Source organism: Streptomyces sp. NPDC002276 (assembly GCF_053891435.1).
Window position 1 is genome coordinate 654898 of the sequence record NZ_JBSFCQ010000002.1, and the last position, 26265, is coordinate 681162.

The following is a 26265-nucleotide window of genomic DNA, read 5'->3' on the forward strand; positions in this document are numbered from 1 at the left end:
CGCATACGTTCGTCCCGCTGCGAGCCGCCGGGTCAACGGTGGCTCCCCACAAGGGAGATCGGGGGTGTGGTCGTGCGCATAGGACTGGTTACGGAGGGTGGCTATCCATATGTGAGCGGTGACGCCAGACTCTGGTGCGACCGGCTCGTGCGCGGGCTCGGGCAGCACGAGTTCGACGTCTACGCGCTCAGCCGCAGCGAACGCCAGGAGAACGAGGGCTGGCTCGAACTGCCGCCCCAGGTCCAGCGAGTACGCACCGCGCCGCTGTGGAGCACCGAGGACGACGGACCGGCGCTCGGCCGCCGCGCACGCCGGCGGTTCCGCGAGCACTACGAGGAGCTGGCGGCGGTGCTGTGCGCGGGGGATGCGCCGGTGCACGGGCCGACCGTGTCGGGCGCGCCGACTCCGACTCCGGGGCTGATCGGGTCGGCGTCGCGTGGGTCCGAGCCGGTCGGGTCCGAGCCGGGCGGGTCCGAGTCGGCCGTGCCGGAGTCGGTCGGCGCCGTACGGCTCGCGGAGTCCTCGGAGGCCGCTGCCGCAGGGCCCTCCGCGCGCTCCGGGGAGGCTTCCGCCGTTGTGGCGGACCGTTTCGCCAACGCGTTGTACGGGCTCGCGGAACTCGCCCGTGACGAGGGCGGACTCGTGTCCGCGCTGCGCTCCGAGAACGCCGTACGCGCCCTCGAACGCGCCTGTCGTGCGCCCGGCGCACTCCGTACGGCACGCGAGGCACGCGTACCCGATCTCCTCACGGTCGCCGCGCACGTCGAACGCGCCCTGCGCCCCCTCTCGCTCGACTGGTACGAGGACGACGCCCTCGGCTCCGTGGACCTCTGCCACGCGACGGCCGGCGGCACCGCGGCCCTGCCCGGACTGCTGGCCCACCACTTCGCCGGCGTACCACTGCTGGTGACCGAGTACGGCGTCCAGCTGCGCACGCACTACCTGGCCTCCGCGGACGCCCCGCCCGCCGTACGGGCCCTGTTCGCCGCCTTCCACGGCAGGCTGGCCACCGAGGTGTACCGCCGGGCCGCGCTGATCACCCCCGGCAACACCCACACCCGCCGCTGGCAGGAACGCTGCGGCGCCGACCGTACGAAGCTGCGCACGGTCCACCCCGGCATGGAGGCGTCCCGTTTCGCGGAGGTGGGCGAGGCGCCCGACCGCGCCGACCCGGACACGCTGGTGTGGGTCGGCCGTATCGAACCCGCCAAGGACCTGATCTCCCTGCTCCACGCCTTCGCGGAGATCCGCAAGGAGGAGCCCAAGGCGCGGCTGCGGATCGTCGGCGCGCCCGCCGGTGCCGAGGGCGCGGCCTACCTGGGCCACTGCCGGGCGCTGGCCGCACAGCTCTTCCCCGACGAGGCCGAGGGCGTGCACGCGGTCGGCGACAACCCGGTGTCCTTCGAGGAGATCGGCGGCCCGGAAGCCCCCACGCTCCCCGAGGCGTACGCGTCCGGCACGGTGATCGTCCTGTCGAGCGTCGTCGAGGGCTTCCCGATCGGCCTGGTCGAGGCCATGTTCTGCGGCCGGGCGACCGTGTCCACGGACGTCGGCGCGGTGGTCGAGGTCATCGGCGGCACGGGACTCGTCGTGCCCCCGCGCAATCCACGGGCGCTCGCCGAGGCCTGCGTGACCCTGCTGCGCGACCCCGAGCGCCGTGAGCGCCTGGGCGCCGCGGCGCGCGCCCGCGCCCTCGAACTGTTCACCGTCGAGCAGAACATCGCGGCATTTCACGGCATTTACCTGGAGGTGGTTTCGCACTCCCCGGTCCGCCGCGTGGTCCTCGACGAGACCGGCGAGCCCCTCCCGTTCGCCGCCCCCGCGGAGTCCCACGTCCCTGGCCGCTGGACCGGCCCCACGGCGGGCCCGGCAACAGGTTCCATGACGGGCCTGGCAACGGGCTTCGCGGCGGGCCCGACGGCTGTCCCCGCAGCGGCCCGTGTCGTGGCTCGCGGCGGCCCGCGCTGGGCGGCGGGAGCACCGGTACGCGCCACTACTCCGCTGCCGACGACGGAGGCGGCCCGATGAGCGGCCTCGGCGAACTCGACCGCCCCGGAACACCCGGCAGAGCGGAGGCATGGGACGCGCGATCGGAGGAGTGGCTCGGAGGACACGGTGAACCGGAGTCGGAGACGGAGAAGGCGCGGGCCGACGACGCCATCGATCCGCCGACCGGCGACGCCACCGATCCACCGGCCGACCGTCCGGCACCCGTCCAGCCCCCTCACGCACCCGACCGCAAGCCCGCCCCCGCCCGGCGCGGTGCCGCCGACCCCGTGAAGGCGTTGATGCACCGGCATCGCGAACTGTGCGAGCGGGCCGTCGACCCGCTGGAGATCGCGGCGGGCCTTGAGGCGCACGGTGTCACCGACCGGACCGCCACCCGCTTCCGGCACCGTGACGTCTTCTCGCTCGCCGAGGAGATGTACGCGCGCGTGCCCCGCGCCGACACGGCGGCCCCGCACTCCGACACCGACTTCGTCACCGAGCCCACGCCCCGCGCCGCCTGGGCCGTACTCGCCCTGCTGCCCGGAATCCTGTGCGCCGCAGCCGTGACCGGCGTGCGACTCACGGACGGTCGGGTGCGGCTCGCGGTGGCCGTCGCCGGTGTCCTCGCCGTGGCGTTCGGCGTGCGCGTGGCGCTTCTGCGCGGCCCACTGAGCACCCCGCCCGGCACCCCCGCGTGGCGCACCCCGCCCGGCACGCGCCTGTGGACGTACTGGCTGCTCGCCTACGCCCTCCTCGGCGACGGTCTGCTCCGCGCCACGGCCGACGGCGGCCCCGACGCCCTGCCGACCGGCACCACGGACGGACCCTGGCCCACGGCCACCGCACCCGTCCTGGCCCTCACCGCGGCCTGCGTTCCCGCGGCCTGGTGCGCCCACCACTTCGCCGTACGCGCCCGGCGCAGGCTCGCCACCAGTCGCGGCCTGGAGGACTTCGCCGACTCCGTACAGCCGCTGCTGCTCGGCACGTTCGCCCTCTTCCTGTGTGCCCTCTCCGCCCTCCTCGCTCTCTGCGGCGCGGCCCTGGGCGAGCCCGCCGGGTACGCCCAGGGCGTCACTCTGGGCGCGCTCCTGCTGCTCGCCCGCCTTCTCTTCGTGCACGGTTTCACCCGCGCCCCGGCCCGCGCCCTGGGCGCGGCGGCCGCGACGGAGGCCATGGCCCTGGCCCTGGACCTCATCGGGCGGCTCCCCGGCTGCGGCTTCCTCGCCGCCCCCGTCGAAACCCTCATCGGCTCCTGGGGTCCGGGCGCCATTCCCGCCCTGGCCTGCGGAGCGGCCGCCCTGACCCTCCTGTTCCACACCACCCGCACGCTGACCAGAGCCTCCGCGCACGCGCCGGCGGACGAGCCGCGGTGACGCCGCCATGACCTCGAACCAACCGGCCCCGTCACCCGGCCGCAGGCGTCCGGCCCCACCGCCGGAGGCAACCGCATCACCTTGTGAAGGAGAACACCAGATGATCACCTCCCGATCCGGAGAGTCGGCCACGGGAGCCGTCCGATGAGGGTCCTGCTGATCGGAGCCAACGGCTACCTCGGCCGGTTCGTCGCCGACCGCCTGCTCGCCGACCCGGCCGTCCAGCTCACCGTGCTCGGCCGCGGCGACGACGCCGACGTCCGCTTCGACCTCGCGTCCGGCAGCCCAGGAGCACTCACCCGCTTCCTCGACGCCGTGCACCCCGGAGTCGTCGTCAACTGCGCCGGTGCCACCAGAGGCGGCGCCCGCGAACTCACCCGCCACAACACGGTCGCCGTCGCCACCGTCTGCGAGGCCCTGCGCCGCAGCGGCTGCGGGGCCCGGCTCGTGCAGATCGGCTGCGGCGCCGAGTACGGCCCGAGCCAGCCCGGTTCCTCCACGGCCGAGGACGCGGTGCCCCGCCCCGGCGGCCCGTACGGCGTCAGCAAACTCGCCGCCACCGAACTGGTCCTGGGCTCCGGTCTCGACGCCGTCGTCCTGCGCGTCTTCTCGCCCGCCGGACCGGGGACCCCCGCAGGCTCCCCGCTCGGCCGGCTCGCCGAGGCCATGCGCCGGGCCATGCAGTCGGGCGACGGCGAACTCAAGCTCGGTGGCCTCGGCGCGCAACGGGACTTCGTCGACGTACGGGACGTGGCCCGTGCCGTGCACGCCGCCTCGCTCTCCGCCGCGCAGGGCGTCATCAACATCGGCTCGGGCCGCGCGGTCCGGCTGCGCGACGCCGCCTCCGTCCTCGCCCGCGTCGCCGGATACGGCGGAGCACTGCACGAACTCGACGGTCCGCCCGGACCACTGCGGGGCGCCATCGGCCACCCCCGCACCGACCCCGACCACGCGCCGGTCGCGTACCCGTACCCGGACGGCTGCGGCAGCTGGCAGCAGGCCGATGTGCGCACCGCGCGCGACCGGCTCGGCTGGCGGCCCCGGATCAACCTGGAGGAGTCCCTCGCCGACATCTGGATGGAGGCGGCGTGCCGCATCTGACCAGCACGAGCGCGGCCACCGCGGGCACCGCCGTCCGCGCGGGCTTCGGCATCCCCGGGTACGCACACCCCCTCGTCGCACCGGCCGAGTGGGGCGAACTCACCCGCCCCGGAACCCCCTTGCACTGGGTCGTCCTCAACGTCTCCTCCGGCCCGGGGACGCGGCCCGACCCGCACTGTCTGGAAGCGGTCGGCCGCCTGCGCAACACGGGTGTCCGTGTTCTCGGTCACCTGGACGCCGCGTACGGCGCCCGTGCCTTCGGCGAACTGATCTCCGAGGCGCACCGCTATCGCGACTGGTACCGGACCGACGGCTTCCTCCTGGACCGCTGCCCCACCGGACGCACCGCGCTCCCCGAGGTCCGCCGCACGGTCACCACGCTCCGCGAGATCCGTGACGGTGCCCACATCGTGCTGGGGCACGGCACCCACCCGCACGCCGGATACGCCGAGTTCGCCGACCAGTTGGTGACCTTCTCCGGCCCGTGGAGGGACTACCGCTGGTCGCAGGTCGCCGAGTGGACCGCCGATCACCCTCCCGAACGCTTCTGCCACTTCGTGCACAGCGTCCCGCGCGGCCATCTCGACGAGGCGCTGCGCATCGCCCGCTGGCAGGGTGCCTCGACCATCTACTTCACCGACCGCACCGATCGCGGCGGCCGCACCGACCCCTGGGAGACCATGCCCGGCTACTGGGACGAGATCGTCTCGCGGATCGGAACGGGTGTCTCGGAATGAAGAAGGGCATGGCAGTGTTACAGGGAGAACAACTGTCAGTGATTGACCGACCAACGGAGACCCCGTGTCGCTGCCACCCCTGGTCGAGCCGGCTGCCGAGCTCACCGTAGACGAGGTCCGCAGGTACTCCCGCCACCTGATCATCCCCGACGTGGGCATGGACGGGCAGAAGCGGCTGAAGAACGCCAAGGTGCTCTGTGTGGGTGCGGGCGGCCTGGGTTCGCCCGCGCTGATGTACCTGGCCGCGGCGGGCGTGGGCACGCTCGGCATCGTGGAGTTCGACGAGGTCGACGAGTCGAACCTGCAGCGCCAGATCATCCACAGCCAGGCCGACATCGGCCGCTCCAAGGCGGAGTCGGCTCGCGACTCCGTGCTGGGCATCAACCCGTACGTGAACGTGGTCCTGCACGAAGTGCGGCTCGAAGCCGAGAACGTGATGGACATCTTCAGCCAGTACGACCTGATCGTCGACGGCACGGACAACTTCGCGACCCGCTACCTGGTCAACGACGCCGCCGTACTGCTGAACAAGCCGTACGTGTGGGGTTCGATCTACCGTTTCGACGGCCAGGCCTCCGTCTTCTGGTCCGAGCACGGCCCCTGCTACCGCTGCCTCTACCCGGAGCCCCCGCCCCCCGGCATGGTCCCCTCCTGTGCCGAGGGCGGCGTCCTGGGCGTGCTGTGCGCGTCCATCGGCTCCATCCAGGTCACCGAGGCGATCAAGGTCCTCACCGGAGTCGGCGACCCGCTCGTCGGACGCCTGATGATCTACGACGCCCTGGAGATGCAGTACCGCCAGGTCAAGGTCCGCAAGGACCCCAACTGCGCGGTCTGCGGCCCGAACGCGACCGTCACCGAGCTCATCGACTACGAGGCCTTCTGCGGCGTCGTCTCCGAGGAGGCCCAGCAGGCGGCCGCCGGTTCGACGATCACTCCCAAGCAGCTCAAGGAGTGGATCGACGACGGCGAGAACATCGAGATCATCGATGTACGTGAGGTCAACGAGTACGAGATCGTCTCGATCCCCGGCGCCAAGCTGATCCCCAAGAACGAGTTCCTCATGGGCACCGCCCTGGAGACCCTCCCGCAGGACAAGAAGATCGTCCTGCACTGCAAGACGGGTGTCCGCAGCGCGGAGGTCCTCGCCGTCCTCAAGTCGGCCGGTTTCGCGGACGCGGTCCACGTCGGCGGCGGCGTGATCGGCTGGGTCAACCAGATCGAGCCCGACAAGCCGGTCTACTAGACACACGCCTTCCTGGGAGGGGCTCGGCACTATGGGTGCCGGGCCCCTTTCCGCTGCCCGGGTGGAAACCCGGACCGACGTGCGGCCTACGAGGCGCAGACCTTGCCGTCCTTGGGCACCGTCCCCTTCAGCAGATACGCGTCCACCGTCGAGTCGACACAGTCGCTCCCACTGCCGTACGCGCCATGGCCCTCGCCCTTCCAGGTGAGCTCCACACCGACGCCCTTGCCCAGCTCGTCGACCATCTTGCGGGCACCCTCGTACGGCGTCGCCGGGTCCCCGGTGTTGCCGACCACCAGGATCGGCGCCGCACCGGGCGCGCTGACCTCCGGGGTGTCGTACTGCCCGGCCACCGGCCAGTCGTGACACCACCCGGCCGTGTCCCAGCCCAGGAAGTCGCCGAACACGGGGGAGATCTTCTCGAACTCCGGCAGCAGTTTCTGCGTCTGCTCGGGCGTCGGCCGCTGCTTGTCGTCCAAGCACGATATGACCCGTTGTGAATGCGTCGTCGTGCCGTAGTGCCCCGCGCTGTCACGGTCGTTGTAGCCGTCGGCGAGCGCCAGCAGCTCCGAACCGTCGCCCTCCTTCGCGGAGTCCAGAGCACTGGTCAGCGTGGGCCAGCTCTGCTTGCTGTACAGCGGAAGGACGATGCCGGTCAGGGCGAGCGTCTGGGTCAGCTCGCGCCCGCTCGACGTCGCCAGCGGTTTGCTGTCGATCTGCTTCAGCAGGGCCGCGATCTTCTTCGAGCCCTGCGCGGGGTCCTGTCCCGTCGACTTGAGGTAGTCGTCCAGGGCGCGCTGGAAGCCCCGGGTCTGGTTCAGCGCGTGGCCCACCGAGTCGGCGGTCGGGTCGACGACCGCGTCCAGGATCAGCCGCCCCACCTTCTTCGGGAACAAGTGGGCGTAGACACCGCCGAGTTCGGTGCCGTACGAGATGCCGAAGTAGTGCATCTTCGTGTCGCCGAGGACCTGACGCATCAGGTCCATGTCGCGGGCCGTGTCGGTCGTCGACACGTGCGACATCAGCTTTCCGGCGGCCTTCTCGCAGCCCTTGCCGAAGTCGATGGCGTCCTGGAAGTACGCCTTCTCCTCGGCCGGTGTGTCCGGTGTGGCGTCCACGTCCTCGGCGGCCTGGATCGCCTTGTCGCCGCGGCAGCGGACGCCCTCACTGGCGGCGACCCCGCGCGGGTCCCAGCTCACCAGGTCGTAGTGCTCGTGCAGCGCGGACACGGTGGTGGAGTACGCCGGCATGTAGTCCACGCCCGAGCCGCCGGGGCCACCGAAGTTGAACAGGAGCGAGCCGATGCGGTCGCCGCCGGTCGCCTTCGAGCGGATCAGCGCGAGCCCGATCGTGGAACCGTCCGGCTTCGTCCAGTCCAGCGGCACCTTCAGCGTCGCGCACTGCCAGTCGCTGCTGGGCGCGGCCGAGTCGCCGGTGGCCTTGCAGCGCCCCCAGCCGAGCTTCTGCGCGGTCAGCGACGCGGGCAGCGCGGCCGTGGTGGACGCGGCAGAGGACGAGTCGGCCGTGGACGGCTTGGCTTCCCCCGAGCCCGCGCCGCCCTTGCCGTCGTCCGACGAGCCGCTGCTACAGCCGGCCGTCAGCAGTGCGGCGGCGGCCACCAGAGCCGTCCACCGTACGAATCGCGCCATGTGAATTCCCCCCTCGCAGGCCGTCCGCGTCACGCCGCGGATGGCGGTCAGGCCATAGTAGGCGGCGCGAGCCGAGCCCGTGACGGCCTGTGGATAACCGTTTGACCTGCACTTTTGCTGGGATTTCAGAGGGAGAGTCAGGAGCAGACGGTGCCGGCCGCCGGCACTTTCCCGTTCAGCAGATAGCCGTTCACCGCGCTCTGCACACACTTGTTCTTGCTGTCGTACGCCCCGTGCCCCTGGCCCTTGTACGTCAGCTCGACCGCGACGCCCTTGCCCAGCGCGTCCACCATCTTCCGCGCGCCCTCGTACGGCGTGGCCGGGTCACCGGTGTTGCCCACGACGAGGATCGGCGCCGAACCGGCCGCGCTCACGTCGGGATGGTCGGCGGCGCCGGGCACGGCCCAGTCGGTGCAGCTGACCATGCCCCAGGCCAGGAAGTCCCCGAACAGGGGAGACGCGGCCCGGAATTCGGGCAGCTTCCCCTCCACGTAGTCGGTGGTGTACCGCGGCTTCTCGTCGGCGCAGTTGATGGCGACGTTCGCCGCGGCGATGTTGCTGTACTCGCCGTTCTCGCTGCGTCCGTTCATCGAGTCGGACAGCACCATGAGGACCTTGCCGTCACCGCCGTAGGCCTGTTCGAGGCCCTCGGTGAGGTACTCCCAGAAGTCCTTGGAGTACAACGCCTGTGCGATGCCGTTGGTCGCGGCGGTCTGGGTCAGCTGGCGGGGGAAGATGCCCGGGATCGGCTTGCTGTCGAGGCTCTTGAGCAGCTTCGCGATGCGGTCCTTGACGTCCTGCGCGGTGTCGCCGATCGGACAGTCCGTCGTCTTCGACGTGCAGTCGTCGGCGAAGTTGTCGAGCGCCAGTTGGAAGCCCTCGGCCTGTCCCAGGGAGCCCTGTTCGGCGTTCTGCGTGGGGTCGACGACCGCGTCGAAGACGGCGCGCCCCACGTGCTTGGGGAACAAGTGGGCGTAGACACCACCGAGTTCGGTGCCGTAGGAGATGCCGAAGTAGTACAGCTTGTCGTCGCCCAGCACCTGGCGCATCAGGTCCATGTCGCGGGCCGCGTCGGTGGTGCGCACCTGGGGGAGGATCTTCTTGGAGTTCTTCTCGCAGGCCGCGTTGAACTGCTTGGTGTTGGCCAGGAGCTTGGTCCGCTCGGCCGCGTCGTCCGGCGTGGCGTCCTGCTGGAAGTACTCGTCGAGCTGGGAGTCGCTCTCGCACTTGACGCCGGCGCTCCGGCCGACTCCGCGCGGGTCGAAGCTCACCAGGTCGTAGCGGGTGCGCAGGGTCGCGTAGTCCTCGCCGAACGCGGGCAGCGTGGTGACGCCCGAGCCGCCGGGGCCGCCGAAGTTGAAGACGAGCGACCCGATCCGCTTGTTCGCGGGGCCACTGGTCTTCGCCCGGACCAGGGCGATCCCGATCGTGTCGCCCTTGGGCTTGCTCCAGTCGAGAGGCGCCTTCATGGTGGCGCACTGCCACTTGCCGCCGTTCGGCAGCGGCGACGGCGCGGCGCCGCCGCCCTCCGACTCGGACGGGGCCGGGCAGTCCTTCCAGCTCAGCTTCTGGGCCGTCGGATCCTCGTCCTTGGAGCCGCCGCCGCAGCCCGCCAGCGTGGCGGACAGCAGGACGACGGTGGCGGTCAGGGCAGCGGCACGCAGCCGGGAGGGGTTCGGCATGGTCCCATCCTGAGGTCGCATACGACAGGGCGCTCGGGGCACGGGCCGTACGAGGTACGCACGCGTGCGTGCCCCATGTTCCTCCGTGGGCGTGCCCTACAGGGAGCCCTTGCGGGACAGGTGGTTGAAGAACAGCCAGCCCGGCAGCACCGGAATCCACAGCGTCAGCAGCCGGTACAGCAGCACCGCGGGAGCGGCGACCTCCTTGGGCAGGCCGACGGCGATCAGACCGAGCGTCAGGCTCGCCTCGACCGCGCCCACACCGCCCGGGGTGGGGGCGGCGGAACCGAGCGCGTTGCCCGCGAGGAAGACGACGGCGACGCTGGCCAGGCTGAGCGACGTCGACTGGTCGCCGAACGCCCGGATCGACGCGTCCAGGCACATCACGAAGCAGGCCGTCAGCAGCAGCATGCCGCCGATGCCGGTGACCAGCTTCTGAGGCCGCTGCAACACGTCGAGCATGCGCGGGATGACGCCCGCGAACAGCGACCGCACGCGCGTGACGAGGAACTTTCGCAGGAACGGCACCGACGTCACCACGAGCACGAGCACCGCCACCGTCAACAGCCCGGCGATCACCGTCCTGGACGGCGACAGCGACGGCGTCTTCTCCGTGCCGGTGAGATAGCCGAACGACAGCAGCATCAGGATGTGGCAGCCCAGGCCGAACAGCTGAGACGCGCCGACACTCGCCACCGCGAGCCCGGGCCGCACCCCGGCACGCTGTAGGAAGCGGGTGTTCAGGGCGACACCGCCGACTGCGGCCGGAGCCACGATCTTCACGAACGACCCGGCGACCTGCGCCGCCACCGCCCGCAGGAACGGCACCCGCTCCGGCACGAACCCCAGGAGGGCCATCGCCGCCGCGAAGTAGCTCAGCGCCGAGAACAGCACGGCCGCGGCCACCCAGCCCCACTGGGCGTTGGCGACGAGCGGACCGAACTCGATGTGCGTGAGCTGCGTCAGCAGGAAGTACGCACCGATCGCGCCCGCGATGAAACTGATCAGCGTGCGGGGCCGCACCCGCTCCAGACGAGCCGGTTCGACCGGCGCCTGCGGTCTGATCAGCAGCACCTGGTGGCGGATCTGGGTGAGCAGATCCTCCTCGCGCGCCTCGTCCAGGGCATCGTCGATGGCCCGTTTCTCGGCCCGCTGCTCCGCCCGTACGGCCTTCTTGTCGGGCTTTTCGAGTACGGGCGTCGAGCCGCTCTCCGAACTCGCCTCCGCGTGGGCCAGCCGGGTCTGCCGGGACGCCTCAAGGATCGCCTCGCGCTCCCGCTGGGCCCGCTCCCGGGACAGTCGGCGCAGCGTCGCGCGCGTGGAGCGCGACAGCGCGATGGGCTGGAGCATCGGCAGACAGTCCGCCACGGCGTCGGGGCCGAGGACCCCGACCGCCGACGCCACCGCGCGCTCGGCGCCCACCCGCAGCCCGAGCGTTGTCACCAACTGGGCGACGTCCATGCGCAGTAGCAGTTCACGGGCCGCGATCTCGCCGCCCCGCAGGTCGGTCAGGATCACCTTGCCGGAACGATCCACCAGAATCGCGTCACCGGCGAGCCTGCGGTGGGCGATGCGCCGCGACTGCAACGCCTGCACCTGGTGCCAGGTCAGGCGCAGCAGATCGTCGGTGATCTCATCGTCCGCGAGCGAGTCGAGCGTGCGCCCACCGGTGTGCTCGTAGACGAGCATGACGGCGTCGGGGCCGAGTTCCGAGGTCGCGATCAGCTTGGGGGCGTTGGCCCCGGCCGCGATCGCCGCGTAGGCCAGCAGGGCCTCCTGCTCCAGCGCCTGGCGCAGCGACTGGAGGCTGCTGCGGGTCGCGAAGCCCCGGAGCGTCAGATTGCGCCACGCGCGATAGAAGAAGCCCTGGGCCTGCTGCTCCCGGTCGACCACGGTGACGTCCAGCGGTGGACCGTCCTCCAGGGTGACGAAGTAGCGTCGGCCGCGATCGCCGTTCTCGGTGTCGACGGCCTCCTCGCGGGCCGCGCCCACGGGATGGAAGCCGACCGTCCGCAGTCCCGCCATCAGCGTACGGCCGGTGGGACGGACGTTCGGGGAGCCCACCGCGTACAGCGTCCCGTAGGCGACGGTCCAGCCGATCAGCACCGTCAGGATGATCGAGAACGGTGTCGTGTACCCGGTGACCAGCATTGAGAAGGCATCCAGCAGCAGCACGATCCACAGCACCGAGCGCCAGCGCGGCCTCCGGGACATGCCTACGGCCGTCATGTAGGCGATGACGGGCGCCAGATAGCCGTGCACCGGGTCGGTGAGGGCGTGGATGTCACCGGGGGAGGGCTGGGTGAGCGCCTCCTGGATGGAGCCCGGGGCGGCCTTGGCGACCCACAGGTCCGTGGCGAGTGTCACTCCGTGGGCGAGGACCGCGGCGAGCACGCCGTCGGCGATACGCAGTCCGTCGCGCTTGATCAGCCGCTCGATCGCGAAGGCGACCGGCACCAACAGGATGGCGATGCTCGACGCCAGCCCCGCGATCTTGATCAGCAGGTCGGGTGCCTGGCCGGTGCCCTTGTTGATGTCCTGTTCGAGCCCCGAGGTCGTGCCGTGCGCGAACGCGGCGATCGCGAGCAGTACGACGATCGCAAGAAAGCCCACCAGGAGGCGCATGAGATCGGAAGGGCGGTGCACGCGCGCGGGGAGGAGCGGTTCGTCGCCCTCGACCTCTTCGGCGTGCGTCTCGCCGTCGCAGTCGTCGAGGCCGGGCGTGGCGTCGGGCGCGGGCGTCTCGGCGGGCCCCTCCGAGGGGTCCTGCCCGGGCGTATTGGCGGTGTCCGGGCGCGACGCAGCGTCAGAGGTGCCCTCCGCGTCTTCGGGGTGCACACCCTGCTGCTTCATCGTCTCTTCTTGATCTCGTATCACCGGTCACCGCCCGCACGATGGTGGCATGCCCCACCGACACACGGGGGCATCAGGGTGCAAATGCGGGGGCGCACAGTCTGCCCCACGCGCCGCTCCGGGGCGAGGGATAGGCACAGTCGCCAGCGCGTCGCGTTGTCGGTGCCGTGCGGCAGGATGGGGCGGATGAGCGAGCAGAGCCTTCCGGACGACACCGGCCCGGAGCACGCGGACGCGCTGCCCGAGTACGCGGAGCGGGTCCTCGACGTGGCCGAACGCATCCCGCCCGGGCGCGTCATGACCTACGGCGACGTCGCCGAATGGCTGGAGGAGGGCGGACCGCGTCAGGTCGGCCGCGTGATGGCCCTCTACGGAGGAGCCGTCGAATGGTGGCGCGTCGTCCGCGCGGACGGCGCCCTGCTGCCTGGCCACGAACTGGAGGCCCTCGCCCGCTACCGCGAGGAGGGCACCCCTCTGAAGGAGGCGAGCAGGGCCGCCGAAGGTCACCTGCCACGCCTCGACATGAATCGGGCGCGATGGGACGGCGGCGAACGCGCGGACGGTCACACCTGACAGCTTCCGCCATCGGACCCGCCCGGGTGCGGCCTGTGATCCGTACGGGGGAAACAGGGCACGTCCGTGGCATGCCGTACGTTCGAGGGGCGAGGGACACACGGGTCGTGAGAGCCCTGCGGGAAGAGGCGGAAGTCCCGCTCCCGTACGACCCGTCGGCGTAGCGTCGGCTGCACGCGTCCCCCTCACCCCGCTGCCACCGACCTCGACGCGCGGCAGCCTGCCAACCAGTACACCCACCAGGACCGGCGAACCACGTGAGCTCCGCTTCCTCCACCAGGCGCCTGTCGCACCCCCAGGTGCGACAGGGGAACCGTGGCGCTTACCGACTGGTGCGTACCCCGCCGACCCGGCCGGTCCCCCCTCACCTGGACGCGCCACAGCGCTCCGTGGTTGACCATGGGGCCGGTCCGCTGCTCGTCCTCGCAGGTCCCGGCACCGGAAAGACCACCACCCTCGTGGAGTCCGTCGCGGCCCGCATCGCCCGGGGAGGTGACCCCGCGCGGATCCTCGTGCTGACGTTCAGCCGCAAGGCCGCCGTCGAACTGCGCGACCGCATGGCACTGCGCATCGGCGCCGCCCGCGCGCCCCGGGCCACCACCTTCCACTCGTTCTGCTACGCCCTGGTCCGCGCCCACCAGGACAGCGACCTGTTCGTCGAGCCCCTACGGCTGCTGTCCGGCCCCGAACAGGACGTCGCCGTACGCGAACTGCTCGCGGGCCAGCCCGACCTGGAGCGGCTCGGCCTCGCGCATGTGCGCTGGCCGGACGAGCTGCGGGCCTGCCTGACCACCCGCGGCTTCGCCGACGAGGTCCGCGCGGTCCTCGCCCGCAGCCGCGAACTCGGCCTGGACCCCGCGGCCCTGGACGCCTTCGCCCACCGCATCGGCCGCCCCGACTGGCGGGCAGCCGCCGCCTTCCTCGCCGAGTACCTCGACGTACTCGACCTCCAAGGAGTGCTCGACTACGCCGAACTCGTCCACCGCGCGGTGCTCCTGGCCCACCGCCCCGAGGCCGCCGAACGGCTCGCCGCCCAGTACGACGCCGTATTCGTGGACGAGTACCAGGACACCGACCCGGCCCAGGTACGACTCCTGCACGCCCTCGCCGGCGGTGGCCGCACCCTCGTCGCCTTCGGCGACCCCGACCAGTCGATCTACACGTTCCGGGGCGCCGACGTGAACGGCATCCTGGACTTCCCGAGCGCCTTCCCGCGCGCGGACGGCAGCCCCGCCCCCGTAGAGGTGCTCCGGACCTCCCGCCGCTCCGGCGCCACTCTGCTGACCGCCACCCGCCTGCTGACCCAGCGCATGCCCCTGACCCGGCTCCCGGCCCAGAAGGTGCGCGCCCACCGCGAGCTGTCCCCGGTACGGGACGGCGGACGCGTCGAGGTGTACACGTACCCGACCCCCGGCACGGAGCTGGACAACATCGCCGACATCCTCCGCAGGGCACACCTGGAGGACGGCGTCCCGTGGAACGACATGGCCGTCCTGGTGCGCGCCGGCTCCCGGACGATCCCCACGGTCCGCCGCGCCCTCACAGCCGCAGGCGTCCCCCTGGACATCGACGGCGACGACCTGCCCCTGCGCCACGAACCGGCGGTGGCGCCCCTGCTGACGGCGCTGCGAGCGGTGGCCACCGCCGAGGCGTCGGGGCACACGGAGGACGCCGCGGGGGCCGTCCACACGGAGGACGACGCAGAGGTCGTAGGGGACGATCCCACGGAGGAACTCGCTCCCGCTCCTTCCTGGCTCGACACCGAGACCGCCCTCACCCTGCTCGCCTCGCCCCTCGCCGCCATGGACGCCGCCGACCTGCGCCGCCTGGGCCGGGCGCTGCGCGAGGAGGAGCGGGCCGGTGGCAACCCCGTACCGCCGCCCTCAGACGAGCTGCTCACGCGGGCGCTCGCCGAGCCGGAGCGGCTGGTCGCGCACGACCCCACGTACGCGCGGGGAGCCCAGCGCCTGGGCGCACTGCTGCGCAAGGCACGCGAGCGCCTGGCGGGCGGCGGTACGGCCGAGGAGGCGCTCTGGGACCTCTGGCAGGGCACCCCCTGGCCCGGGCGCCTGGAGCGGGCCACCCTGCGCGGCGGGGCGGCCGGGCGCAACGCGGACCGGGACCTGGACGCCGTCTGCGCGCTGTTCGCGACCGCCGCCCGCGCGGAGGAGCGCACCGGAGGCCGCGGCGCCCTCAACTTCCTGGAGGAGATCGACGCCGAGGACATCGCCGCCGACACCCTCACCCGGCGCGTCGTACGCCCCGACGCCGTACGGCTGATGACCGCACACCGCTCCAAGGGCCTGGAGTGGCGCGTGGTCGTCGTGGCCGGTGTCCAGGAGGGCCTGTGGCCGGACCTGCGCCGCCGCGGCTCGCTCCTGGAGGCCGACCGCATCGGCCGCGACGGACTCGCCGAACCACTCACCCCGGGCGCCCTGCTCGCCGAGGAACGCCGCCTGTTCTACGTAGCCGCCACGCGCGCGCGTGAACGCCTTGTCGTCACCGCCGTGAAGGCGCCCGCCGACGACGGCGACCAGCCGTCCCGCTTCCTCACCGAACTCGGCGTCGAGCCCAAGGACGTCACAGGGCGCCCCCGACGCCCGCTGTCCGTCCCCGCGCTGGTCGCCGAACTGCGCGCCACGACCGTCGACCCGCGCGTGTCAGACACCCTCAGGGAGGCCGCCGCGCGGAGGCTGGCCCGGCTGGCCGCGCTCGCCGACGAGGACGGCCGCCCACTGGTCCCGTCCGCGCATCCGTACCGCTGGTGGGGCATGTTCGAGCCGACCGAGAGCAAGGTGCCGCTGCGCGACCGCGACCAGCCCGTCGTGCTCTCCGGGAGCGCCCTCGACCAGCTCGCCAACACCTGTGCCCTGCAATGGTTCCTGGGCCGCGAGGTGAAGGCCGACGCCCCCGCGACCGCCGCCCAGGGCTTCGGGAACGTGGTGCACGTCCTCGCCGACGAAGTCGCTTCCGGACGCACCCCCGCCGACCTGGCCGTCCTCATGGAACGCCTCGACACCGTGTGGAACGCGCTCGCCTTCGACGCGCCCTGGAAGTCGGCGCAGGAGAAGGACAACGCGCGCGTGGCGCTCGAACGGTTCCTGAAGTGGCACGTCGACTCCAACAGCCTCCGCGCGGGCCGCACCCCGGTCGCCAGCGAGCACGACTTCGACGTCACCCTCGAAGCGGGCGACTACGAAGTGCGCATCCGCGGCTCCATGGACCGCGTCGAGACGGACGGCGAGGGACGCGCCTACGTAGTCGACTTCAAGACCGGCAAACAGACGCCGACCGCCCGCGAGGTCGAACGCCACCCCCAGCTCGCCGTCTACCAACTCGCCGTCCAGGAAGGCGCCGTGGACGACGCCTTCGACGGAGTGCGCCCCGAACCGGGCGGCGCCGAACTCGTCCAGCTGCGCCAGGGCGCCGCCGTACGGGACGGCGGCGAGACCCTGCCCAAGGTGCAGGCCCAGGAGCCCCTGGAGGGGGAGTGGGCCGGTGAACTGCTGGCCACGGCCGCGGGCAAGGTCCTCGACGAACGGTTCACGCCGAAGGCCGGCCAGCACTGCGCGCACTGCGCGTTCCGGGCCTCGTGCAGCGCGCGGCCCGAGGGACGGCACGTGGTCGAGTAGCGCGCGTGACACATCGCACCACATGTGCTGACCTGCGCTTCTGCTTCCCCCGAAGGCGATTGGTCCTCGACTGTCAGTGGCCGCCGCTAGCCTCTCCGACATGCCCGCCCGTATCACCGATCCCGATCAGCTCAAGGAGCTCCTCGGCATCCCCTTCACCCCGGAGCAGACGGCCTGCATCATCGCGCCGCCCGCCCCGCAGGTGATCGTGGCCGGAGCCGGGTCGGGCAAGACGACGGTGATGGCGGCCCGCGTGGTGTGGCTGGTCGGCACCGGCCAGGTCGCCCCCGAACAGGTCCTCGGCCTGACCTTCACCAACAAGGCCGCCGGTGAACTCGCCGAGCGCGTCCGCAAGGCGCTCATCAAGGCGGGCGTCACCGACCCCGACGTCATCGACCCGGACAACCCCCCGGGCGAGCCCGTGATCTCGACCTACCACGCCTTCGCGGGCCGCCTCCTGACCGACCACGGCCTGCGCATCGGCCTCGAACCCACGTCCCGCCTGCTCGCCGACGCCACCCGCTTCCAGCTCGCCGCGCGCGTACTGCGCGAAGCGCCCGGCCCCTACCCGGCCCTCACCCGCTCCTTCCCGGACCTCGTCAGCGACCTCCTCACCCTCGACGGCGAGCTGGCCGAACACCTCGTACGCCCCGAGGAGTTGCGCGCGTACGACGCCGAGCTGCTGCGCGACCTGGAGGGCCGCAAGCTCAGCAACGCCGAACTGCGCAAGGTCCCCGAGGCGGCCGCCGCCCGCCGTGAACTCACCGAACTGGTGAGCCGCTACCGGACCGCCAAGCGCGAGCGCGACCTGCTCGACTTCGGCGACCAGATCGCCCTGTCCGCGACCCTGGCGCGCACCCGCCCCGAGGTCGGCGAGATCCTGCGCGACGAGTTCCGGGTGGTGCTGCTGGACGAGTACCAGGACACCTCGGTCGCCCAACGCGTCCTCCTGGCAGGCCTGTTCGGCGCCGGCACGGGCCACCCGGTGACCGCCGTCGGCGACCCCTGCCAGGCGATCTACGGCTGGCGCGGCGCGTCTGTCGCCAACCTCGACGACTTCCCCGAGCACTTCGCGCACGCCGACGGCCGCCTCGCCGCCCGCCAGGCGCTCAGCGAGAACCGCCGCAGCGGCGGCCGCCTCCTCGACCTCGCCAACGGCCTCGCGGAGCCCCTGCGCGCCATGCACGCGGGCGTGGAGGCCCTCCGCCCGGCCCCCGGCGCCGAACGCGACGGCATGGTCCGCTGCGCGCTGCTGCCCACCCACGCGGAGGAGATCGACTGGCTCGCCGACTCCATCGCCCACCTCGTACGGACCGGGAAGGCGCCCGGCGAGATCGCCGTCCTGTGCCGCACGGCCACCGACTTCGCCGAGATCCAGGGCGCCCTCGTCGCCCGCGACATCCCGGTCGAGGTGGTCGGGCTCGCCGGGCTGCTGCACCTGCCCGAGGTCGCCGACCTCGTCGCCGTCTGCGAAGTCCTCCAGGACCCCGGGGCCAACGCCTCCCTGGTCCGGCTGCTGACCGGCCCGCGCTGGCGCATCGGCCCGCGCGACCTCGCCCTCCTGGGCCGACGCGCCCGGCTCCTGGTGTCCCACACGCGCGTGGGCGACGACGAGGACCCCGACCGCCGACTCGCCGCAGCCGTCGAGGGGGTCGACCCCTCCGAAGTCATATCGCTGGCCGACGCCCTCGACACGTTCCTGGAGACGCCCCTCTACGGCTCCGACGGCGCCGGGGACGACGACGGGCTGCCCTTCTCACCGGACGCGCGCGTGCGCTTCGCCCGCCTGGCCACCGAACTCCGCGACCTGCGCCGCTCACTGTCCGACCCCCTGATGGACGTCCTGCACCGCGTCCTGGCCGTCACCGGCCTGGAGGTCGAACTCGCGGCGTCCCCGCACGCGTTGGCCGCCCGCCGCCGCGAGACCCTGTCGAACTTCCTGGATGTCGCCGCCTCCTTCGCCGCGGGCGACGGCGAGGCGACCCTGCTGGCCTTCCTCGCCTTCCTGCGCACCGCCGCCCAGTACGAGAAGGGCCTCGACAACGCCCTCCCCGGAGGCGAGAACACCGTCAAGGTCCTCACCGCGCACAAGTCCAAGGGTCTGGAGTGGGACGTCGTAGCCGTCCCAGGCCTGGTCACCGGGACCTTCCCCAGCAGCCAGGGCCGCGAGAAGTGGACCGCCCAGGGCAAGGTCCTCCCACACGCGCTGCGCGGCGACACCGCCACCCTGCCCGACGTCGTCTCCTGGGACTCCAAGGGCATGAAGGCCTTCCACGAGGCCATGAAGGACCACCAGCACACCGAGGAACTCCGCCTCGGCTACGTCACCTTCACCCGCCCCCGCTCCCTGCTCCTCGGCTCCGGCCACTGGTGGGGCCCGACCCAGAAGAAGCGCCGAGGACCGTCCGACTTCCTCCAGGCCCTCCACGACCACTCCGCGGCCGGGTACGGCGAGATCGAGGCCTGGGCGGACGAACCCGAGGAGGGCGAGGAGAACCCCGCCCTGCAGACGGCCACCGCCGACCAGGCCTGGCCACTGCCGTTGGACGACACGGCGATGGCCCACCGCCACAAGGCCGCCAAGCTGGTCATGGACCACCTGGAGCGCCTCGCCTCCCACGACGAGAGCCATCCCGCGGCCAGCCATCCCGCGGTCACCCACGACCCGGACGCGCACGACGACCCGGACTGGCCCCCGCCACCGGAGGACGAAGAGCCGCCCTACGACGAGCCCCTCTACGAGGAAACTCCTCTCGATGCCGAAGACGGCCTCCCGGAAGACGACCCCGCCGACTGGGACGCCTGGACCACGGACCGCCCGACCGTCCCGCACCAGGCGACGGCCCCGGACCCCGCCGAACACCCCAGTGCGCCGGGGCACGCGCACCCACACCCCACCGAACCGCCCGGCACCCGCCTCACCCCCGAGGAGGCCCGCGCCATCGCCTCCTGGGACCGCGACCTCGACGCGCTCACCGGGGAGCTTCTGCGCGCCCGCCGAGGCGTCACCGACGTCCCCCTGCCCGCCTCCCTGACCGCCACCCAGCTGCTGCACCTGGCCGCCGACCCGGACGGGCTCGCGCGGGAACTCGCGCGCCCCATGCCGCGCCCCCCGCAACCCGCCGCACGTCGAGGCACCCGCTTCCACGCCTGGGTGGAATCACGCTTCGAAGAGCTGACCCTGCCCATGCTGGAGCCGGAGGAACTGCCCGGCAGCGAAGCCGAGATCGCCGACGAACGAGATCTGGAAGCACTCAAGGACGCCTTCGAACGCACCGAGTACGCCCGGCGCACGCCCTACCGCGTCGAGACCCCCTTCCAGCTCGCGATCGCAGGCCGCGTCGTACGGGGCCGTATCGACGCCGTCTACAAGGAGGGCGACGGCGACGGGGCGACGTACGAGATCCTCGACTGGAAGACCAGCACCACCCGCACCGCCGACCCGCTCCAGCTCGCGATCTACCGGCTCGCCTGGGCCGAGCGGCAGGGCGTGCCCCTGGAAGCGGTCACGGCCGCGTTCCTGTACGTGCGCGGTGGCGAGGTCGTCAGGCCGGAGGGCCTCCCGGACCGGGCCGCACTGGAGCGGCTGCTGCTGGAGGAGCCGGGCACACAGGCGGAATCACCGGGCGCGCAAGGGGAGTAGCCGACACCGCGCAAGCAAACTGTGAGGAACCGCCCACCGAGGATGTCAGTGCGGGCCGATAGGCTCGTGACCATGAGCCACACCGTTGACAGTGCCGTCAGCGCGGTCCGCACGTACATCGAGCAGCACCGCGCAGCCTTCCTCGACGACCTCGCCGAGTGGCTGCGCATCCCGTCCGTGTCGGCGCAGCCCGAGCACGCGCCCGACGTCCGGCGCAGCGCGGACTGGCTCGCCGCCGCACTCCGGGAGACCGGCTTCCCGACCGTCGAGGTCTGGCCGACCCCGGGCGCACCGGCCGTCTTCGCCGAGTGGCCCGCCGACGACCCCGAAGCACCCACGGTCCTCGTCTACGGCCATCACGACGTACAGCCCGCCGCCCGCGAGGACGGCTGGGACAGCGAGCCCTTCGAGCCCGTCGTCCACGGGAACCGCCTCTACGCGCGCGGGGCCGCCGACGACAAGGGCCAGGTGTTCTTCCACACACTCGGCGTCCGCGCCCACCTCGCCGCCACCGGCCGCACCGCCCCGGCCGTGCACCTGAAGCTGCTCGTCGAGGGCGAGGAGGAGTCCGGCTCCCCGCACTTCCGGGCACTCGTCGAGGAGCGCGCCGACCGGCTCGCCGCCGACGCCGTGATCGTCTCCGACACCGGCATGTGGTCCGAGGACACCCCCACGGTGTGCACCGGCATGCGCGGCCTCGCCGAGTGCGAGATCCGGCTGCACGGCCCCGACCAGGACATCCACTCCGGCTCCTTCGGCGGCGCCGTGCCCAACCCGGCGACCGCCGCCGCCCGCCTCGTCGCCGCCCTGCACGACGAGCACGCACGCGTGACGGTCCCCGGCTTCTACGACGGCATCGTCGAACTCACCGAGCAGGAGCGCGAGCTCTTCGCCGAACTGCCCTTCGACGAGCGGGAGTGGCTGCGCACCGCCAAGTCGCACGCCACCCACGGAGAGGCCGGACACACCACCCTGGAGCGCATCTGGGCCCGCCCCACCGCCGAGGTCAACGGCATCGGCGGCGGCTACCAGGGCGCGGGCAGCAAGACGATCATCCCGTCCTCGGCCATGGTGAAGCTCTCCTTCCGGCTGGTCGCGGGCCAGGACCCCGACCACATCGAGAAGGTCGTCCGCGACTGGGCCGCCCGGCAGGTGCCCGACGGAATCCGGCAGGAGATCACGTTCAGCGCGGCCACGCGCCCGTGCCTGACCCCGCTGGACCACCCGGCACTGCAATCCGTCGTCCGGGCCATGGCCACCGCCTTCGAGAAACCGGTCCTCTTCACCCGCGAGGGTGGCTCGGGACCGGCCGCCGACCTCCAGGAAGTCCTCGGGGCACCCGTCCTCTTCCTGGGCATCTCCGTCCCCTCCGACGGCTGGCACGCCCCGAACGAGAAGGTCGAACTCGACCTCCTCCTCAAGGGCGTCGAAACCACCGCCCACCTGTGGGGAGACCTCGCCGACACCTGGCGCCACGCGCCCTGACGAACCACGCGATCCGGAACGGCGACGCGCGCGAGGCACACTTGAAGAACCGCCCCGCACACCCGTCCCCGCCGGACCCGGTCGCCTCCTGCCGTACGTCCCGCTGAACCGCCCGCCGAAACAATCCGCATTGCCGGGGGAGTTGGAAGCACCCGTGACCACCTGGACCGACCACACAGCCGATCGACCCATCTCGCTCACCGCCCCGAGCGGCATCGACCGAGCCGCCCACCACCGGCTCGACGAGGCCTGGCTCGCCGCGGCGTGGAGCCACCCCACCACCCGCTGCTTCGTGGTCTCCGGCGGTCAGGTCCTCATCGACGAGACACCCGACGGCAGCACCGAACTCGTCATGACCCCGTCCTTCGAGGCCCCCCTCACCGAGGCCCACCGCTACTTCCTGGGCACCGACGAGGACGGCGTCAGCTACTTCGCGCTCCAGAAGGACGCGCTGCCCGGCCGTATCGACCAGTCGGCACGGGCGGCGGGCCTGCGCGAGGCGGGCCTGCTGCTGTCTCCCCGGGACGTGGGCCTGATGGTGCACGCGGTCGCCCTGGAGAACTGGCAGCGCCTGCACCGCTTCTGCTCCCGCTGCGGCGAGCGCACGGTGATCGCCGCGGCCGGCCACATCCGCCGCTGCCCGGCCTGCGGCGCCGAGCACTACCCGCGCACCGACCCCGCCGTGATCATGGCGGTCACCGACGAGGAGGACCGCATCCTGCTCGGCCGCCAGGTCCACTGGCCCGAGGGCCGCTTCTCGACGCTCGCCGGCTTCGTGGAGCCCGGCGAGTCCATCGAGCAGTCGGTGCGCCGCGAGGTCTTCGAGGAGGCCGGCATCACCGTCGGCCACGTCGAGTACGTCGCCAGCCAGCCCTGGCCCTTCCCGTCCAGCCTCATGCTCGGCTTCATGGCCCGCGCCACCTCGACGGAGATCAACGTCGACGGTGACGAGATCCACGAGGCCCGCTGGTTCTCCCGCGAGGAACTGCGCGCAGCCTTCGAGTCCGAAGAGGTGCTGCCGCCCTACGGCATCTCGATCGCGGCCCGCCTGATCGAACTCTGGTACGGCAAGCCGCTGCCGACGAGGACTTTCGTCTGAGGCCGACACGAAGACGCAGACAGCAAGAAGGCGGCCCCTGACGTTTCAGGAGCCGCCTTCTGCCGAGCCGTGTGGGCCGATCGTCGATCAGGCGCCGACCTTCTGCTTGACCTGGGCCAGCGAAGGGTTCGTGAGCGTCGAACCATCGGCGAAGAGCAAGGTCGGGACCGTCTGATTCCCGCCATTCGCCTTCTCGACGAACGCCGCGGAATCCGGGTCCAGCTCGATGTTGACCTCGTTGTACGCGATGCCCTCGCGGTCCATCTGGCTCTTCAGCCGACGGCAGTAACCGCACCAGGTCGTGCTGTACATCGTCACGGTGCCCGACATTCTCTCGCGCTCCTCAACAGCTCAGGGAATAGGTCCTCGCAGTGGAGGAAACGTACGTGACGCACCCGCCATTCCCGCCGGGGGTATCCCACGGGACGTGACGCCTGCCGCATTAGTACGACCGCGGGTGCCTCCCTGTGGACAACCGGCTCACCCGTCTCCGGCGACCTGGCAGCATGGCCGTGTGACAGCAGCAACGCACTCCCCCCTCTTCCCGCAGGTACCGGACTCGGCCGACGCGGTGCTCGAAGGGCTCGACCCCGAGCAGCGCGAGGTGGCGACCGCCCTGCGCGGTCCGGTGTGCGTGCTGGCGGGCGCCGGCACGGGCAAGACACGGGCGATCACCCACCGCATCGCCTACGGGGTGCGCGCGGGGGTCCTACAGTCCTCCAGCGTGCTGGCCGTCACCTTCACCAACCGCGCCGCCGGCGAGATGCGCGGCCGGCTGCGCCAACTCGGTGCCACGGGAGTGCAGGCACGTACGTTCCACTCGGCCGCCCTGCGTCAGCTCCAGTACTTCTGGCCGAAAGCGATCGGTGGCAGTATTCCCCGACTCGTCGACCGCAAGATCCAGCTCGTCGCCGACGCGGCGGCGGCCTGCCGCATCCGACTCGACCGCGGTGAACTGCGGGACGTCACCGCCGAGATCGAGTGGTCCAAGGTCACCCAGACCGTCCCCTCCGACTACGCCGCCGCGGCGGCCAAGGCGGGCCGCGACGTCCCCCGCGCACCCGCCGAGATCGCCCAGCTCTACGCCGCCTACGAGGACGTCAAACGCGACCGCGCGGTCATCGACTTCGAGGACGTCCTGCTGCTGACCGTCGCCGTGCTCCAGGACCGGCACGACATCGCCGAACAGGTCCGTTCCCAGTACCAGCACTTCGTGGTCGACGAGTACCAGGACGTCAGCCCGCTCCAGCAGCGCCTCCTGGAGCTGTGGCTCGGCGATCGCGACAATCTGTGCGTCGTCGGCGACGCCAGCCAGACGATCTACTCGTTCACCGGGGCGACCCCCGACCACCTCCTCGACTTCCGCACCCGTCACCCCGGCGCCACCGTCGTCAAGCTGGTCCGCGACTACCGCTCCACACCCCAGGTCGTGCACCTCGCCAACGGTCTGCTCTCCCAGGCCCGAGGCAGGGCCGCCGACCACCGGCTGGAGCTGATCTCCCAGCGCGCCGCGGGCCCCGAACCCGTCTACGCCGACTACACCGACGAGCCCGCCGAGGCCGAGGGCGCCGCGCGCCGCATCCGTGACCTGATGGCGGCGGGCGTGCCGGCGAGCGAGATCGCGATCCTGTTCCGCACGAACTCCCAGTCCGAGACCTACGAACAGGCCCTGGCCGACGCGGGAGTTCCCTACCAACTGCGCGGGGCCGAGCGGTTCTTCGACCGCCCCGAGGTCCGCAAGGCCGGCGTCGCCCTGCGCGGCGCGGCCCGCTTCGGCGGCAACGACTCCCTCCTCGACGACGTCGTCGACCTGCCCTCCCAGGTCCGTGCCGTCCTCTCCGGCGAGGGCTGGACCACCGAGCCACCGGCCGGCTCCGGAGCCGTCAGAGAGCGCTGGGAGTCCCTGGCCGCCCTGGTCAACCTCGCCCAGGACTTCGCCGCGGCCAGACCCGGAGCCACCCTCGCCGACCTGGTCGCCGAACTCGACGAGCGGGCGAACGCCCAGCACGCCCCGACCGTCCAGGGCGTCACGCTCGCCTCCTTGCACTCGGCCAAGGGCCTGGAGTGGGACGTCGTCTTCCTGGTCGGCGTCGCCGAGGGCATGATGCCGATCTCCTACGCGAAGACCGACGAACAGATCGAGGAGGAGCGCCGCCTCCTGTACGTCGGGGTCACCCGCGCAAGAGAGCGGCTCCACGTCTCCTGGGCGCTCGCCCGCTCACCCGGCAGTCGCCCCAACCGCCGCCCCAGCCGCTTCCTGGACGGTCTGCGCCCCGGCTCGACCGGTGCCGCGGGCAGACCCGGCCTGGTCGCCCCCGGCGGTATCGAGCGCGGCTACACGGGCAGCGGCCCCACAGCCGTCCCACGGCGGACACAGCGCACCGTGGCCCGCTGCCGGGTCTGCGGTCGTACGCTCACCGACGCCGGCGAGATGAAACTGATGCGCTGCGAGGACTGCCCGTCCGACATGGACGAGGGCCTCTACGAGCGGTTGCGCGAGTGGCGGGAGGTCCAGGCGCAGCGCAGCGGCCAGCCGGCGTTCTGCGTCTTCACCGACAAGACGCTGATGGCGATCGCCGAGACCGTCCCCGACGACGAGGGCGAACTCGCACGGATCCCGGGCGTCGGAGTGCGCAAGCTCAACCGCTACGGGGTCGACGTCCTGGCCATCTGCGGCGGTCAGGAGCCTGCGGAGGGTGTCGCGGGGGACTGATGAAAACTCGTCGGAAAAATAGTTTGCGCATGCCCCGGCGATCCCCATAGGTTCTAAGCCACGGGAACAGAAGGCCTTCTCGGAGGCCCTGATTCCGTGATGTACTTGCATATCCGAAGGATCGGGTTCACCCCCGGTCCCCCGAGACGCCGAGAGGAGGCGATTCCAGTGATCAGCATCAACACCAGCTCCGCCAGCATCGTGAAAATGACCGATCCCTCGGTCGTCTCCCTGTGCATGCTCGGCGTTTCGAACCTGGGCACCGGTCTGTCCGGCATCTCTGCCGCCCGTCCGGCGTCCGTCCTGTCTCTCGCGGTTCTTCCCATCCGTGAGCGCAATGAGCGACCGACCAAGGCACTGGAAGCAGTAGGAGCACAGGCGCAGGCCTATGCCTTTGCACCCGGTGCCGGAAGCCGGAAGCGGACGACGCAGCACCACCAGATGTGGGCCTTCCGTGGGCCAGAACCCTGGAGTGATCCAGCCTGATCGATCA

General features: G+C 71.8%; 16 protein-coding genes. 12 read left to right on the forward strand and 4 right to left on the reverse strand.

Annotated elements, in window-relative coordinates; translation table 11 throughout:
* Nucleotides 1-72: 72 nt before the first annotated feature.
* The 5 genes from ACWIHT_RS08135 to moeZ all read left to right on the forward strand — a co-directional run bounded on the left by ACWIHT_RS08135 (nucleotide 73) and on the right by moeZ (nucleotide 6443).
* Entirely contained in the window at nucleotides 73-2028 is a 1956-nt protein-coding gene (locus ACWIHT_RS08135; protein WP_456165608.1) for a DUF3492 domain-containing protein, read from the forward strand.
* Nucleotides 2025-3362, forward strand: coding sequence for a hypothetical protein (locus ACWIHT_RS08140; RefSeq protein ID WP_456165610.1), 1338 nt, complete (start codon nucleotides 2025-2027; stop codon nucleotides 3360-3362). Before ACWIHT_RS08135 ends, ACWIHT_RS08140 begins: the two co-directional genes overlap by 4 nt.
* 144 nt (nucleotides 3363-3506) lie before the next feature.
* Nucleotides 3507-4463: an NAD-dependent epimerase/dehydratase family protein gene (locus tag ACWIHT_RS08145; protein WP_456165612.1), complete on the forward strand. Its 957-nt coding sequence runs from the start codon at nucleotides 3507-3509 to the stop codon at nucleotides 4461-4463.
* A complete protein-coding gene (locus tag ACWIHT_RS08150) occupies nucleotides 4451-5200 on the forward strand; it encodes a spherulation-specific family 4 protein (protein WP_456165614.1) in 750 nt (249 codons plus the stop codon). Before ACWIHT_RS08145 ends, ACWIHT_RS08150 begins: the two co-directional genes overlap by 13 nt.
* 64 nt (nucleotides 5201-5264) lie before the next feature.
* Nucleotides 5265-6443 (forward strand): adenylyltransferase/sulfurtransferase MoeZ, encoded by a 1179-nt coding sequence (gene moeZ, locus ACWIHT_RS08155; protein WP_456165616.1) that lies wholly within the window; start codon nucleotides 5265-5267, stop codon nucleotides 6441-6443.
* Nucleotides 6444-6529: 86 nt separating this feature from the next.
* Here moeZ and ACWIHT_RS08160 read toward each other — a convergent pair whose 3' ends face one another.
* From ACWIHT_RS08160 to ACWIHT_RS08170, 3 genes are all read right to left on the reverse strand, one after another.
* The gene (locus tag ACWIHT_RS08160; RefSeq protein ID WP_456165618.1) at nucleotides 6530-8092 is read right to left on the reverse strand and encodes an alpha/beta hydrolase; all 1563 of its coding nucleotides are present in this window, start codon (nucleotides 8090-8092) and stop codon (nucleotides 6530-6532) included.
* Nucleotides 8093-8229: 137 nt separating this feature from the next.
* Complete coding sequence (locus ACWIHT_RS08165) at nucleotides 8230-9774, reverse strand: alpha/beta hydrolase (protein WP_456165620.1); 1545 nt, start codon at nucleotides 9772-9774, stop codon at nucleotides 8230-8232.
* A 96-nt stretch (nucleotides 9775-9870) separates the two neighbouring features.
* On the reverse strand, nucleotides 9871-12627 hold the full coding sequence (locus ACWIHT_RS08170; RefSeq protein ID WP_456165622.1) for a lysylphosphatidylglycerol synthase transmembrane domain-containing protein: 2757 nt from the start codon (nucleotides 12625-12627) through the stop codon (nucleotides 9871-9873).
* Nucleotides 12628-12813: 186 nt separating this feature from the next.
* Between ACWIHT_RS08170 and ACWIHT_RS08175 the strand changes: the two genes are divergently transcribed.
* The 5 genes from ACWIHT_RS08175 (at nucleotide 12814) to nudC (ending at nucleotide 23059) form a co-directional block, all read left to right on the forward strand.
* Nucleotides 12814-13200 (forward strand): MGMT family protein, encoded by a 387-nt coding sequence (locus ACWIHT_RS08175; protein ID WP_456165624.1) that lies wholly within the window; start codon nucleotides 12814-12816, stop codon nucleotides 13198-13200.
* A gap of 257 nt (nucleotides 13201-13457) precedes the next feature.
* Nucleotides 13458-16832, forward strand: coding sequence for an ATP-dependent helicase (locus tag ACWIHT_RS08180; protein ID WP_456165626.1), 3375 nt, complete (start codon nucleotides 13458-13460; stop codon nucleotides 16830-16832).
* A 100-nt stretch (nucleotides 16833-16932) separates the two neighbouring features.
* On the forward strand, nucleotides 16933-20475 hold the full coding sequence (locus ACWIHT_RS08185; RefSeq protein WP_456165628.1) for a UvrD-helicase domain-containing protein: 3543 nt from the start codon (nucleotides 16933-16935) through the stop codon (nucleotides 20473-20475).
* Between the two features lie 72 nt (nucleotides 20476-20547).
* Nucleotides 20548-21960, forward strand: a complete 1413-nt coding sequence (locus ACWIHT_RS08190; RefSeq protein ID WP_456165630.1) for a dipeptidase — start codon at nucleotides 20548-20550, stop codon at nucleotides 21958-21960.
* Between the two features lie 154 nt (nucleotides 21961-22114).
* On the forward strand, nucleotides 22115-23059 hold the full coding sequence (gene nudC / locus ACWIHT_RS08195; protein WP_456165632.1) for an NAD(+) diphosphatase: 945 nt from the start codon (nucleotides 22115-22117) through the stop codon (nucleotides 23057-23059).
* Nucleotides 23060-23146: 87 nt separating this feature from the next.
* Here nudC and ACWIHT_RS08200 read toward each other — a convergent pair whose 3' ends face one another.
* Entirely contained in the window at nucleotides 23147-23389 is a 243-nt protein-coding gene (locus tag ACWIHT_RS08200; RefSeq protein ID WP_019072117.1) for a mycoredoxin, read from the reverse strand.
* A 184-nt stretch (nucleotides 23390-23573) separates the two neighbouring features.
* On the opposite strand from ACWIHT_RS08200, the gene ACWIHT_RS08205 reads away from it, so the two are divergent.
* Nucleotides 23574-25772, forward strand: coding sequence for an ATP-dependent DNA helicase UvrD2 (locus ACWIHT_RS08205; protein ID WP_456165635.1), 2199 nt, complete (start codon nucleotides 23574-23576; stop codon nucleotides 25770-25772).
* 168 nt (nucleotides 25773-25940) lie between these two features.
* Nucleotides 25941-26258, forward strand: coding sequence for a hypothetical protein (locus tag ACWIHT_RS08210; RefSeq protein WP_456165637.1), 318 nt, complete (start codon nucleotides 25941-25943; stop codon nucleotides 26256-26258).
* Nucleotides 26259-26265 lie beyond the last annotated feature (7 nt).

Coding starts and splice junctions, on each gene's coding strand:
- ACWIHT_RS08140 (WP_456165610.1), top strand. CDS start 2,025: ATGAGCGGCCTCGGCGAACTCGACCGCCCCGGAACACCCGGCAGAGCG.
- ACWIHT_RS08145 (WP_456165612.1), top strand. CDS start 3,507: ATGAGGGTCCTGCTGATCGGAGCCAACGGCTACCTCGGCCGGTTCGTC.
- ACWIHT_RS08160 (WP_456165618.1), bottom strand. CDS start 8,092: ATGGCGCGATTCGTACGGTGGACGGCTCTGGTGGCCGCCGCCGCACTG.
- ACWIHT_RS08165 (WP_456165620.1), bottom strand. CDS start 9,774: ATGCCGAACCCCTCCCGGCTGCGTGCCGCTGCCCTGACCGCCACCGTC.
- ACWIHT_RS08170 (WP_456165622.1), bottom strand. CDS start 12,627: ATGAAGCAGCAGGGTGTGCACCCCGAAGACGCGGAGGGCACCTCTGAC.
- ACWIHT_RS08175 (WP_456165624.1), top strand. CDS start 12,814: ATGAGCGAGCAGAGCCTTCCGGACGACACCGGCCCGGAGCACGCGGAC.
- ACWIHT_RS08185 (WP_456165628.1), top strand. CDS start 16,933: ATGCCCGCCCGTATCACCGATCCCGATCAGCTCAAGGAGCTCCTCGGC.
- ACWIHT_RS08190 (WP_456165630.1), top strand. CDS start 20,548: ATGAGCCACACCGTTGACAGTGCCGTCAGCGCGGTCCGCACGTACATC.
- ACWIHT_RS08200 (WP_019072117.1), bottom strand. CDS start 23,389: ATGTCGGGCACCGTGACGATGTACAGCACGACCTGGTGCGGTTACTGC.